At 72.4% G+C, this 12,885-nt stretch carries 11 protein-coding genes; 3 read left to right on the top strand and 8 right to left on the bottom strand.

Annotation, left to right across the window (positions count from 1 at the left end):
* Positions 1-68 precede the first annotated feature (68 nt).
* Both dnaJ and FDO65_RS17475 read left to right on the top strand, forming a co-directional pair.
* Positions 69-1,298: a molecular chaperone DnaJ gene (gene dnaJ / locus FDO65_RS17480; RefSeq protein ID WP_137451022.1), complete on the top strand. Its 1,230-nt coding sequence runs from the start codon at positions 69-71 to the stop codon at positions 1,296-1,298.
* Positions 1,299-1,414: 116 nt separating this feature from the next.
* Positions 1,415-1,837 carry a heat shock protein transcriptional repressor HspR gene (locus tag FDO65_RS17475; protein ID WP_137451021.1) on the top strand — a complete coding sequence of 141 codons (423 nt, stop codon included), beginning with the start codon at positions 1,415-1,417 and terminating at the stop codon, positions 1,835-1,837.
* A gap of 138 nt (positions 1,838-1,975) precedes the next feature.
* On the opposite strand, the gene FDO65_RS17470 is transcribed toward FDO65_RS17475, so the two are convergent.
* The 8 genes from FDO65_RS17470 to FDO65_RS17440 form a co-directional block, all read right to left on the bottom strand.
* A complete protein-coding gene (locus FDO65_RS17470; protein ID WP_137451020.1) occupies positions 1,976-2,371 on the bottom strand; it encodes a hypothetical protein in 396 nt (131 codons plus the stop codon).
* A gap of 211 nt (positions 2,372-2,582) precedes the next feature.
* A complete protein-coding gene (locus FDO65_RS17465) occupies positions 2,583-3,407 on the bottom strand; it encodes a DNA-formamidopyrimidine glycosylase family protein (RefSeq protein WP_137451019.1) in 825 nt (274 codons plus the stop codon).
* 94 nt (positions 3,408-3,501) lie between these two features.
* On the bottom strand, positions 3,502-3,795 hold the full coding sequence (locus FDO65_RS17460; protein ID WP_137451018.1) for a DUF167 domain-containing protein: 294 nt from the start codon (positions 3,793-3,795) through the stop codon (positions 3,502-3,504).
* On the bottom strand, positions 3,795-4,493 hold the full coding sequence (locus tag FDO65_RS17455; RefSeq protein ID WP_240757694.1) for an aspartate/glutamate racemase family protein: 699 nt from the start codon (positions 4,491-4,493) through the stop codon (positions 3,795-3,797). The genes FDO65_RS17460 and FDO65_RS17455 overlap by 1 nt, the downstream gene beginning before the upstream one ends.
* A gap of 28 nt (positions 4,494-4,521) precedes the next feature.
* Entirely contained in the window at positions 4,522-6,399 is a 1,878-nt protein-coding gene (locus tag FDO65_RS17450) for a hypothetical protein (protein WP_137451017.1), read from the bottom strand.
* Between the two features lie 132 nt (positions 6,400-6,531).
* Positions 6,532-7,524: an aldo/keto reductase gene (locus tag FDO65_RS17445; RefSeq protein WP_420847552.1), complete on the bottom strand. Its 993-nt coding sequence runs from the start codon at positions 7,522-7,524 to the stop codon at positions 6,532-6,534.
* Positions 7,525-7,664: 140 nt separating this feature from the next.
* Positions 7,665-8,177 carry a hypothetical protein gene (locus FDO65_RS22910; RefSeq protein WP_240757690.1) on the bottom strand — a complete coding sequence of 171 codons (513 nt, stop codon included), beginning with the start codon at positions 8,175-8,177 and terminating at the stop codon, positions 7,665-7,667.
* 32 nt (positions 8,178-8,209) lie between these two features.
* Positions 8,210-9,901, bottom strand: coding sequence for a CYTH and CHAD domain-containing protein (locus FDO65_RS17440; protein WP_137451015.1), 1,692 nt, complete (start codon positions 9,899-9,901; stop codon positions 8,210-8,212).
* 270 nt (positions 9,902-10,171) lie between these two features.
* On the opposite strand from FDO65_RS17440, the gene clpB reads away from it, so the two are divergent.
* Complete coding sequence (gene clpB / locus FDO65_RS17435; RefSeq protein ID WP_137451014.1) at positions 10,172-12,811, top strand: ATP-dependent chaperone ClpB; 2,640 nt, start codon at positions 10,172-10,174, stop codon at positions 12,809-12,811.
* Positions 12,812-12,885: the final 74 nt, after the last annotated feature.

Genomic DNA, 12,885 nt, shown 5'->3' with positions numbered 1-12,885 from the left:
AGCGGGGCGGCCGGGGACATCCCGGCCGCCCCGCTTTCTTCAGACTTCAGAACGGAAGGGGGTTCCGAGTGAGCGCCAAGGACTATTACGAGAAGGATTTCTACTCCGAGCTGGGGGTGCCGAAGACCGCGTCCGCGGCCGAGATCAAGAAGGCCTACCGCAAGCTCGCCCGGGACCTGCACCCCGACAAGAACCCCGGCAACACCCAGGCCGAGGAGAAGTTCAAGGCCGTCTCCGAGGCCTACGACGTGCTGTCGGACGACGCCAAGCGCAAGGAGTACGACGAGGCGCGAGATCTGCTGGCCTCCGGCGCGTTTCGAGGTTTCGGGGGCGGCGCCGGACCCGGCGGCGGGGGGAACCCGTTCGGCGGCGGCGCCGGTGGGATCAACCTCGACGACCTGCTGCGCAACGCCGGCGGTGGCGCCGGAGGCGGTGGCGCGGGGGGCTTCTCCGACATCTTCTCTGGCCTGTTCAACCGCGGCGGCGGGGCCGGCGGGGCGACCGGGAACCCCCGAGCCAGCCGGGCCCGCAAGGGATCGGACCTCGAGACCGAGGTGCGCATCTCGTTCACCGACGCGGTCAACGGGGTGTCGGTACCGCTCAACCTCACCGAGCGGGGCACCTGCCCGACCTGTCACGGGGTCGGGGCCAAGCCGGGCACGTCGCCCCGCACCTGCCCCATCTGTCAGGGCACGGGCCTGACCACCCGCAACCAGGGGTCGTTCGCGTTCTCCGAACCGTGCGCCAACTGCCACGGCACCGGGTCGATCATCGACGACCCGTGCCCGACCTGCCACGGCGAACGGACGGTGCTGACCACCCGTCGGTTGACCACCCGCATCCCCGCGGGAGTGTCCGACGGGCAACGGATCCGGCTCGCCGGCAAGGGCGAGCCCGGTCCCGGCGGCGGTCCGGCCGGTGACCTCTACGTCGTCGTGCACGTCACCGCGCACGACCTGTTCGGCCGCTCCGGGGACAACCTGACCCTGACCGTCCCGGTCACCTTCCCGGAGCTGGCGCTGGGCACGGACCTGCAGGTCCCGACCCTGTCCGGGTCGGTGCGCCTGCGGGTCCCGGCCGGTACGGCGTCCGGCCGCAAGTTCCGGGTCAAGGGCGCCGGCGTCACCCGCAAGGCGACCACCGGCGACCTGATCGTCACGGTGGAAGTGCAGGTGCCGCAGCGCCTGTCGGCCGAGGCGAAGAAGGCGCTCGAGGAGTTCGCGGCGGCGTCCACCGCGGATCCGCGGCCCGGCATCACCGCGGCGCTGGCCGACCGGGGCTCCGGCGGTGCGTCGTGAGCGGCCCGATGTCCGGTGAACCCCGTCGTCCCCGCACCACCGGCGACGGCGGGGCCGCCGGACCCGCCGATCGGTCGGGGCAGCCGGCCGGCCCCGGGCGAGGCCCGGGTTTCGAGATGGACGCACCGTTGTTCGTCATCTCGGTCGCGGCCCAGCTGGCCGGTCTGCACGCGCAGACGCTGCGGTCCTACGACCGGGAAGGGCTCGTGTCGCCCGGCCGTACGCCCGGCGGTGGGCGTCGATACTCGCACCGGGACATCGAGCTGCTCCGTGAGGTGCAGAAGCTGTCGCAGGACGAAGGTGTGAACCGGGCCGGCATCCGCCGCATCATCGAGCTCGAATCGCAGGTCGACGCGTTGCGCAGTCGGCTCGGCGAGATGGAGGACGAGATCGCTGAGCTGCGGGCCGAGCTCATGCAGTCCCGGATGGACGCCGCCAACGCGGCCGCCAACGCCATCGCCGGGATGCGCCGGGACGTCGTGCCCTGGCAGCAGAGCGGGACGTCGCTCGTCGCCTGGCGCCGGCCGCCCCGTCGCTGAGCCGTTCCCGTCCGCGACTTGGTCAAGAAGGCCGCAAAAATGTCGCGGAAGCGGCGTGTTCCGCCCAGTCGCGTGGAGGTGGCCGAGGATTCGGGGTCGGCGGCGCTGCCGGCCCCGTCAGGTAGATGTGTCGAACGATCAGGCGACGTCCGAGTCCACGGATCCGCGGTGGGTCAACACGTCGAACGTGTCGTACTCCGCCATCGACGACGTGTCGTTGTCCCACAGCACCCGGGCCCGCGGCGTCCGCCCGTAGTTCCCCCCGTAACCGGGGTGGATGACGTTGACGACCAGACCCGTCAGACCCACCGTGACGCAGACGTCATCGACCAGGGAACGGACGGTGTCACCCACCCGCAGTGGCCGCGGTCGTCGGCCGGGGGTCGGGGCGGGGACGCTGGGGTGGGGGATACCGGCCTGCGGGCCGGTACCGCCGGAGGTCGCCCGGTCCGCGTCCGTGACGGGGCGGGCGGTGCGATGGACAGCCAGCGCCGGTAGTCCCGTGGCATTCGACAATGCGGTGTCGTCATTCATGAGTGCGCCCTTTCTCGATCTCCTTCGCGGGGCCTTGACCGGTTCAGATTGCGTGGTCCCCGCTTCGATGGAAGGACGCCGGTGTTTCGGGTCCGTGAATCGCTGGTCGCTTTCGTCACAGTGCCCGCTTTCGAGTGACGCGCACCACCGATTGTTCGCCGCATTCGCAGAATGCGAATGGCGTCGACGCGTCTTCCGTCTTTCGGGTGGGTCAGCGATCCGGTGCCGGGCCGGGCTGGCAGCGCGGACACCACCACGTCCGCCGACGTTCCGGATCACCGGGGACCTCGGCGACCACCTCGATCGTGGTGCCACAGCGCCGACACGGCTCCTGGGCCCGACCACTGACCCAGTGCTGCTCGCCGCGGCGGGTCGACCCGGTGGTGACCTGATGCGCCCCCGGAGTGAGCGCCGAATGCCGCAGGGCCCGAGCGGCCAGGGTGACCGTCCGCGGCAGATCGACGTCACGCATCGGCGTCCACGGGCTGTAGCCGCGCAGGAACGCCAGCTCGTTCACCCACAGATTGCCCAGGCCGGCCAGGTTCCGCTGGTCGAGCAGAGCGGCGACCAGCGGGCGGTCCGGATCCGACGCGAGCCGGCGGATCGCCTCGGCCGCGTCCCAGTCGCTCCGCAGCGGGTCGGGTCCCAGGTGGCCGACGATCGACGCCTCGTCGTCGGTGCGGACCAGTTCGACCACCGGCAGTTTCAGCCCATAGGCGGTCGGCCCCGGCGCACCGTCCTCCTCCGTCACCGCCAGCAGGACCCGGACGTCCGGCATCAGGTCCCGGGGCAGGCGTTTCCCGGCCCGCACGACGCTCCAGCTGCCGTCCATCCGCAGGTGGGTGTGCAGCGTCAGGTCACCGGACAACCGGGTCAACAGGTGCTTGCCCCACGTGGCGTGCTCGAGGATGACCCGCCCGGACAGGTCGGCGGTCGCGTGCCGAGGCACGCGCAGGTCCCCGCGGCTGATCCGGCGGCCCAGCAGCGACCGGTCCAGCCGCCGGGCCAGCAGATACACGCTGTCGCCTTCAGGCACGACAGCTCAGTGCCCCGCCGAACGGGGCCTCCAACACCCCTGGGCCCACGCTGATGAACGTCGCTGACGCTGCCCCAGTGAGCTGACGACTTGGTCAGCGTGGACCCACTGCGTCGGCGTGGACCGCCGCCCAGGCCGCGGCCGGCACCCGGAACCGCTTGTGCCGGGAGGTCATGCCGCCGACCAACTCCACCTCACCCCGCCGCACGCCCAGGTGCGCGGCCAGCAGTTCGCCGGCCGCAGCGGTGGCCTTGCCGTCGACAGCCCGTTCGCGGACGATCAGCGTCAGCGCCCCGGACTCCGGGTCGACCTCGACGAGCGGGCCCTTCCGGCTGCCCGGGGTCACCTTCACGGTGACGGTCGCCCAGGCGGCGGGGTCGGCGGCCATCAAGCGAGCGTCGCGGCGACGGCGGCCTCGACGTGCAGGCGGGTGGTCGGGAACACCGGGAGGTCGCAGTCGTCCGCCCCGATCAGCAGCTCGATCTCGGTGCAGCCGAGGATCACGCCCTCCGCCCCCGCGGCGGCCAACCGTCCGATGACGTCCTGGAACCGCCGGCGCGACGCCGGGGCGATCACCCCGCGGCAGAGCTCGTCGTAGATGACCCGGTGCACCTCGGCGCGGTCGTCGTCGTCCGGTACCAGGACGGTCAGCCCGTGTCCGGCCAGCCGGTCCCGGTAGAACGCCTGCTCCATCGTGAACGCCGTGCCGAGCAGCCCGACCGTGGACAGCCCGGCGGCGTGCACCGCAGCCGCGGTGCAGTCGGCCAGGTGCAGCAGGGGGATGTCGACGGCCGTCTCGATGGCGTCGGCGACCTTGTGCATGGTGTTCGTGCACAGCACCAGGAAATCGGCGCCCGCCGCCTGCAGTCCGCGCGCCACCTCGGCCAGGACCTGACCCGCGGTCGCCCAGTCACCGGCCACCTGCAGGGCCTCGATCTCGGCGAAATCGACGGACGACAGGATGCAACGGGCCGAATGCAGACCGCCGAGCTCGCGGGCGACGGCCTGGTTGATGAGCGAGTAGTACAGCCCGCTGGACTCCCAGCTCATCCCGCCGATGAGACCGACTACGCGTTGACCGCCCACGGGGCGAGCGTAGTCGCGGTCCGCTGTTTCACCGCCGACGCAGCAGCGCTCGCACGTTGGCGACGGCCCCGGCGACGGCGGCGAGCAGCAGCAGGCCGGCCAGCGCCACCCGCAGGTTCGTCACGGCCAGATAGATCGCCCCGCCGATGACGACGAGCACGGCCAGGCCGACGAGGTAGGTGGCGATCCGCCCCCGGAGGACGGCTTCCACCCCGGTCACCGCGAGGATGGCCACCCCGCCGAGCAGCAGGGCCGAGTCGTAGCCGAGCAGCAGGGCGACGCCGAGCAGGGCCAGCAGCACGGACAGCGACGCCTCGGTCCAGACCCGCAGCAGCAGACCCGGCGGCCGGTCGGGGTCGATGTCGGGGACGGCCCGGTGTCGCAGGTGGGCGTGGGGTGGCGTCTCGACGGGGCGGTTGATGGCGCGCTGCAGGTACTCGCGTTCCACGACGAGCGTGCGCCGCTCCTGCTCGAGATCGGCGACGGCGGACTCCTTCTCGCGGACGCGCCGACGGGCGCCGATGCCGCCGCGCTCGCGGGCCAGGGTGGGCGGCACGGCGTCGACTCCGACGGCGGTGCTCTGCAGTGCCCGCGTGCGCTGGGCGATGTCGGCGCTCAGGGACCGCTCCTGCCGGCCCAGCTCGGCCAGCCGTTCCTGCTGGGTCGCGTGCAGTTCGGCGGCGGTGGCCGGCACCTTGGCCAGGCCGGCCCAACCGACCGGGTCGCCCCACGACGCGCGGATGGTCCCGCCCCGCTCGTAGCGGGGGCCGCCGGGGGCGCGTTCACCACCGAACGGGTCGTCGGTGTCCAATCCCCACAGGCCGGGATAGTCGCGGACCCAGGGGGTGTCGTCGTCCACGAGCACCGGCTGCCACGGGTGGTCGGTTCCCGGTCCGATGTGCCGGCCGTCGCCGCGGGCGTAGTCGACGTACGGGATGCCGAGACCCTTGTGCTCGTCGTCGGTCCACGGGAACAACGCCCGCCGCGTCCGCCGCACCGCGGCCAGGAAACGTTGCAGGGCCGGCGGTTCCACCCGGATCAGGTAGTCGCCGGGCAGGTAGGCCCCGGAGTGCGAGCCGGCCCCGGCGTGCACCACCGGGTGGGTGTCGCCCACCCAGCTGATGTCCGGGTCGTCGGCGCGGCGGCGCAGGTCGTCGCCGGTCTCGTCGTGGCTGGAGAACGCCACCCACGCGACCCGCCAGTCCGCCGGGTCGGTCGGTAGGGCGCGGCCGTCAGGATCCGACCACCCTTCGCGCGGGGACAGGAAGACGGTGACCTGCTCCCAGTCGGCCTCGTGGTCGTTGACCCCGCCGAATGTCGAGCGCCAGTCGTTCATGGCGTAGAAGAACCAGTACTGCACGACGAGGTAGCGGCCGTCGCTGCTGACGTGCGCGTAGTACGGGTGCCCGGCCTGCGGGTCGGCCGGGGTCGGGTGGGCCTGCTGGATCGCGGCGGTCAACCCGCCCGGGACGGCCCCCCGGACCACCAGGGACAGCCGGAACAGCACGTCGATCAGCCGGCCGAGCAGGCCGACGGTGGCCAGCCGGGAGGTGCTGGAGAGCCGGGCCCGGTCCGGTCGACGACGCCACTGCAGACGTTCACGGCGGGCCAGCGGGCCGGGCACCGTGCGCAGCTCGAGTCGACTGTCGCGGTGTTCGTCGGCCCGCTGCAGGAGCCCGTCCAGGGTCAGCTCGCCGTGGTCGGCGACGCGGCTGCGGGTGCGGTCCCGTCGCCCCGGGGCGGGGACGGCCGGCCGGGACCACAGGGCCGCGCGGGCCACGTAGTCCTCGACGGCCATCGGGAAGAACAGCTCGCCCTGCGTGTAGCGCACGACGGGTTCGAACCGTCGGGCCACGGCCCACGGGTCCAGCCCGGGCGGCAATGGGTCCGGTGCGGTCGAGGGCATGTCACCGATCATGACCGATCGATGCCGGTCGACCGCTCGTTTCGGCCGGGGCCACCCGACCGGCGTGGGCGAGGGGCGCTCCAGCAGCGGAAGCAGGCCGCCGGTGCGCCCCTCGACCCCATCGGGCAGCGCCTACCAGCGCGGGTGGATCTGCGCTCGCAGCCGCTCGTCGTAGACCCGGTGCACCGCCTCGTCGAAGCGGCCACTGTCGCCGTCGGTTGCCCAGCCCCGGCCGGCGGCCGCATTGGACTTCGCCTGCCGCGGGTTGCGGGCACCGGGGATGACGGTGGTGATGCCGGGCTGATCGACGATCCAGCGCAGCGCCGCCTGGGGCAGCGGCACGCCGTCGGGCAGGGCGCGCTGCAGGTCGGCCACTGCAGCCAGGCCGGTGGCGAAGTCGACGCCGGAGAACGTCTCGCCCACGTCGAACGCCTCGCCGTTGCGGTTGTAGCTGCGGTGGTCGTCGGCGGCGAACGTGGTGTCCGCGGTGTACTTCCCGGACAGCAGACCGCTGGCCAACGGCACGCGGGCGATCACCCCGATGCCGGCGGCCGCGGCGGCCGGCAACACCTCGTCCAGCGGCTTGAGCCGGAACGCGTTGACGATGATCTGCACACTGACCACGCCGGGCCGGGCGATGGCGGTCAGCGCCTCTTCGCACGTCTCCACCGAGACGCCATACCCGGCCAGCGCGCCCTCGGCCTGCAGCGAGTCCATGGTGTCGAAGACGGCGTCGTCGGAGTAGACGGCGGGCGGCGGGCAGTGCAGCTGGACCAGGTCCAGGGTCTCGACGTCGAGGTTGCGGCGGCTGCGGTCGACCCAGGCCCGAAGGTTCGCGTCGGTGTAGGTCTCGGCGACGAACGGGTCGGCCCGTCGACCCACCTTGGTGGCGATCATCGGTCGGTCGGCCGCCGGCAGATCCCGCACGAACCGCGCGATGAGCTGCTCGCTGCGGCCGTCGCCGTAGACGTCGGCGGTGTCGAAGAACGTCACTCCGGACTCGAGCGCAGCCCGCAGTACCCCCAGCGCGTCGTCCTCGCTGACCTCACCCCAGTCGGCGCCGAGCTGCCAGCAGCCGAGGCCGACGACGGAGGCGACCGCGTGGTCGGCGCCGCGGGCGAGCAGACGCGGGAACGGGCGCTGGGGCAGCACCGGACGGTCGGTGGCGGGGTGGGCGGCAGTCGGGTCAGCGGCATCGGTCACGGACGGACGGTATCCCCGGTCCGGGTCGGCCAATCGGGCCGCCGGTCGCCGCGGCGGACGGATCAGTGGGTGAGCAGCAGCTTGAGCAGGACGACCAGCAGACCGATCGCGGCCACCCCGACCCCGGTCAGCACGATGCGCAGGGAGGACTCTCCGCCTCGCAGGCGGGCGACCAGCACCCCGGTCAGGGCCAGCCGGACCAGAGGGATCAGCGGGGCGACGATGACCACCAGCCCGATCGGCAGGATCCCGACGACCCCGGACCACAGCACCAGGGCCGGCGCGACACCGGAGGTCAGGATCGGCCACGACTCCCGCATGACGTGCGGCCATCTCGACAACGGCAGATCGTGCCCGATCCCCTCCGCGACGACGTGGGCGACGAAGGTGGAGATCGTCGTGCCGATGACGATGACCACCGCGTGCCCGCTCAGCTCCTCGGACAGCACGGCCACCAGTGCGGCGAGGGTCAGGATGTTGCCGTAGAGGAACGCGCTGATGCGCTGCGACGCATCGACCGGGTCGAGTCCGTCGCGGCGGTCGAACCAGCGCCGGCGGTGCAGGTAGGTGGCCATCGGGGCCGAGTCTCGCGCATCGACCGTCCAGCTCACCGGTTCCGCGAGCGGGAGTCGCCCGTTGGGGCGACGGCCAGGGGAAGATCGCCGTCGACCAGGCGGCTCCAGGCGTCGGCGAACTCGTCGACCGCGCCGGCGGCGATGGCCTGCTCGAACGCATGCAGTCGGCCGTAGGCGAAACCGACCAGCCCGTCGGTGGTCTCGTCGGCGGCCAGGTCGGCGAGCAGTTCGGTGGCCAGCACGGCGTCCCGATGCTCGCCGAGCGTCTCCTGGACCTCCTCCAGGGCGGCGGCGAACACCACCGCGTCGAGGCCGAGGACGGCGGCCACCGCCTCGACCGCGAAGCGCAGCCGCTTGGCCGCCTTGCGGGCCCGGTGCAGGGCCACCGGGTTCTCGGGATCGTCCAGTGCGGCGTCGGCCCGGCGGACCACCCGATCCCACTGGGTCGACAGCAGGCCCCGCAGGACGCCCGGGGCCGGCCGGGTGGCCGGACGGGACGCCCCGGGGGCGCCCGCGGCCCGGTCCAGGGCCTGCAGGAGGGCGAAGTAGCCGTCGTCGACGAGGACGTCGGCCAACTGGTCGCGGGCGCGGAATTCCCGCCGGTCCAGACCGGCGCGCAGGCCCACCCCGGCGACCCGGGCCAGGTTCTCCGGCTCGTCCACCAGCTGACCGACCAGACGGGCGCGGACCACGTCGAGATCCCGGACGTCCCCGAGTGCGCGACGCAGGTCGCGGGTCCCGGTGGCGATCGTCTCGGCGTCCTCCGGGTTCAGATCCAGGACGGATCCGAGGACGGCCACCACCGCCTCGAGGCGGGACACCGCCGACCGGGCGCCGTGGACGGCGACGGCGTCCCCCTCGCGCAGCCGCCGGTCGGCGGCCAGCAGCTGGTCCCGCAGCCGCGCGACCGCACCGGCGACGACGGCGCCGGCCGTCCGGGGAGCACGACCGTTCCGGGCCGCCGCCGGGCCGCTGGGAACGTCCAGGGCCCGGGCCAGCTTCGACGCCGACGACGCCGGGGTGGCGCCGGCCTGCTCCAGGACCCCGACCACCGCGGCCAGCTGGTCGCGGGTGCCGCCCTTCAGTTCGACCTCCAGCTCCCGCCACCGACTGGAGCGTCGGTTGGCGATCGGGCCGTTCAGGGTGTCGGCGGTGACCTGGTCGTCGGCGACCTCGACGGCCGGATTCCCGTCGGCGGCCAGCAGGTGCCGGATCGTGCGGGAGTTGCGGAGCCGCGCGACGGGCCGCAGCGGCCGGCCCCGGGCGGCGCCGAGGGTGAGACGGAGCAGCTCGTCGGGGACGACGCCGTCCTCGCCGGCGGACAACGGCAGACCCACCTCGGTGCGCGCCTTGGCGGCGCCGCCCGGGGCGGCCGACGTCTCGCCGTCGGCGTCGGCCGGCAGCTTGAGATGCCAGCCGGCGTCTGCGCCCCCGGTGCGCCGACGCAGCGTCATCCGGCTGCGCAACAGATCCAGGGCGTCGGTGTCGTAGTACGTCGCGTCCAGGTCGTGCACCACCGGTTCGGTGACCCCGGTGAGGCCGACGGCGGCCAGGCGCTTACGACCGGCGAGGTCCGGCAAGGCGCGCTCGGCGGTCAGTTCGAGCTTGGTCTCGATCTCGACCGTCCGGGTCGGCCGCGCACCGTCCCCGGGCCGCTCGCCCGCGCGTGGCGTGCGGGGTCCGTCCGTCGCCCGAGTGCCGGGCCCCTTCTTGCGGATCGCCATGTGACGTAAATACCTGGTTGGAGCCGTTTCACGCGCATCGGGACCGATCGGTTGCCGGAGGACCGCGGCCGGTCACCCGTCGGTGGGCCGCGCTGGAGTCGGTGCGCGGCCTGGGAGGAGACTGCGGGAGGGGAGAGGCGGCGTCCGCACGATCGGATGACGGGAAGAGTTGAGTGGAATAGACTCAACTTAGCTGCGTTGAAAGAAGTGGTACCTCGCAATTCGGGGCTACCGCACCGACTCGTCCACGCGAAAGGCATACGACCGTCCATGAACCTGGAGATCCTCACCACGAAGAGCCGCGAGGTGGTCACCGCGGCCGTCACCGCCGCGACCGCCGCCGGCAATTCCACGGTGGAACCGGCGCACCTGCTGGGTGCCCTGCTGGCGACCCCCGGGTCGACCGCGCCCGGTTTGCTGCGCGCCGTCGGCGCCGATCCCGCGGTCGTCAAGTCCCGCACCGACGCCCTGCTGTCCCGGCTGCCCAAGATCACCGGCAGCACCGTCGGCCAGCCCCAGCTCTCCCGCGCGGTGGCCAACGTCATCACCGGGGCCGAGCAGATCATGCGGGCCGCCGGCGACGAGTTCCTGTCCACCGAGCACCTGCTGGCCGCTCTCGCGCGGCCCGCCGACGGCGACCCCGTCGCCACGCTGCTCACCGAGCTGGGCGCCACCACCGACGCCCTGGTCGAGGCGTTCCCGGTGGTCCGTGGCGGCGACCGCAAGGTCACCAGTCAGGACCCGGAGGGTTCCTACCAGGCGCTGGAGAAGTACGGCGTCGACCTCACCGAGCGGGCTCGCGAGGGCAAGATCGACCCGGTCATCGGCCGTGACTCCGAGATCCGCCGCGTGGTGCAGGTGCTGTCCCGGCGGACCAAGAACAACCCCGTGCTGATCGGCGAGCCCGGCGTCGGCAAGACCGCCGTCGTCGAGGGCCTGGCCCAGCGCATCGTCGCCGGGGACGTCCCGTCATCGCTGCGCGACAAGCGGCTCATCTCGCTCGACATGGGCGCGATGATCGCCGGCGCCAAGTACCGCGGCGAGTTCGAGGAACGGCTGAAGTCGGTCCTCGAGGAGATCAAGGGCAGCAACGGCGAGGTGGTCACCTTCATCGACGAGCTGCACACGGTCGTCGGCGCCGGGGCGACCGGCGAGGGCGCGATGGATGCGGGCAACATGCTCAAGCCGATGCTGGCCCGGGGCGAGCTGCGGATGGTCGGCGCGACCACGTTGGACGAGTACCGCGAGCACATCGAGAAGGATCCGGCCCTGGAGCGCCGTTTCCAGCAGGTGCTGGTCGGGGAGCCGAGCGTGGAGGACACCGTCGGCATTCTGCGCGGCATCAAGGAGCGCTACGAGGCGCACCACGGGGTCCGGATCGCCGATTCCGCGCTGGTCGCCGCGGCGACCCTGTCGGACCGCTACATCACCAGCCGGTTCCTGCCCGACAAGGCCATCGACCTCATCGACGAGGCCGCGTCCCGGTTGCGGATGGAGATCGACTCCCGACCCGTGGAGATCGATGAGCTCCAGCGCAGTGTCGACCGGTTGAAGATGGAAGAGCTGGCCCTGGAGAAGGAGTCGGACGCTGCCTCCCAGGAGCGCCTGACCCGGCTTCGCCGCGACCTGGCCGACCGCAACGAACAGCTCACTGCGATGAACGAGCGGTGGGAGCGGGAGAAGTCGGGCCTGAACCGGGTCGGCGAGCTGAAGAAGGAGCTCGACGAACTGCGCATGCAGGCCGAGCGGTACCAGCGCGAGGGCGACCTGGCCAAGGCCTCCGAGCTGCTCTACGCCAAGATCCCGGCCCTGGAACGTGAGCTGTCGCAAGCCATCTCGGCCGAGAAGGCCGACGAGGTCGCCGAAGCACCCATGGTCAGCGAGGAAGTCGGACCGGACGACATCGCCACCGTCATCGCCGCCTGGACCGGGATTCCGGCCGGCCGGCTGCTGGAGGGCGAGACCGAGAAGCTGCTGCGCATGGAGTCCGAACTCGGACGCCGGGTGATCGGCCAACGCGAGGCGGTGCAGGCGGTCAGCGACGCGGTGCGCCGCGCGCGGGCCGGCATCTCCGACCCCGATCGGCCGACCGGCTCGTTCCTGTTCGTCGGGCCGACCGGTGTCGGCAAGACCGAGCTGGCCAAGGCACTGGCCGATTTCCTCTTCGACGACCCGCGGGCCATGGTCCGCATCGACATGAGCGAGTACTCCGAGAAGCACTCAGTGGCCCGGCTGGTCGGTGCCCCGCCCGGTTACGTGGGCTACGACGAGGGTGGTCAGCTCACCGAGGCGGTCCGCCGCCGGCCCTACTCGGTGATCCTGCTCGACGAGGTCGAGAAGGCCCACCCGGACGTCTTCGACATCCTGCTGCAGGTGCTGGACGACGGCCGGCTGACCGACGGCCAGGGGCGCACGGTCGACTTCCGCAACACCCTGCTGATCCTGACCTCGAACCTGGGCAGCCAGGCGCTGGTGCAGGCCGGTCTGCCGGAGGAGCAGCGCCGGGAGGCGGTCATGTCGGTGGTGCGGACGGCCTTCAAGCCCGAGTTCCTCAACCGGCTCGACGACATCGTGTTCTTCTCCGCGTTGACCACCGAGGAGCTGGGCTCGATCGTCGACGTCCAGGTCGGCGCGCTGGCCAAGCGGCTGGCCTCCCGGCGGCTCACGTTGGACGTGACCGACGCGGCCCGCGAATGGCTGGCGGTCGGCGGGTTCGACCCGCTCTACGGGGCGCGTCCGCTGCGTCGCCTGATCCAGTCGGCCATCGGTGACCAGCTGGCCAAGGAACTGCTGGCCGGGCAGATCCGCGACGGCCAGAGGGTCGTCGTCGACGTGCCGGAGGGTGCCGGCATCGACGCCACGGGCCTGGTCGTTCGTGCGGCGGAGACCGATGAGGTCCTGCGCGTCTGATGTCGCGAGAGTGGCCCCGTCCCTGCCTTCGACGGAACGGGGCTTCTCCCCTCGGTGAGGGATGGATCGGCGGT

The sequence above is a fragment of the Nakamurella flava genome (assembly GCF_005298075.1).
GTDB lineage: Bacteria > Actinomycetota > Actinomycetes > Mycobacteriales > Nakamurellaceae > Nakamurella > Nakamurella flava.
Note: the sequence above shows the minus strand (reverse complement) of the source record. Positions and strands in the feature narration are given on the sequence as shown.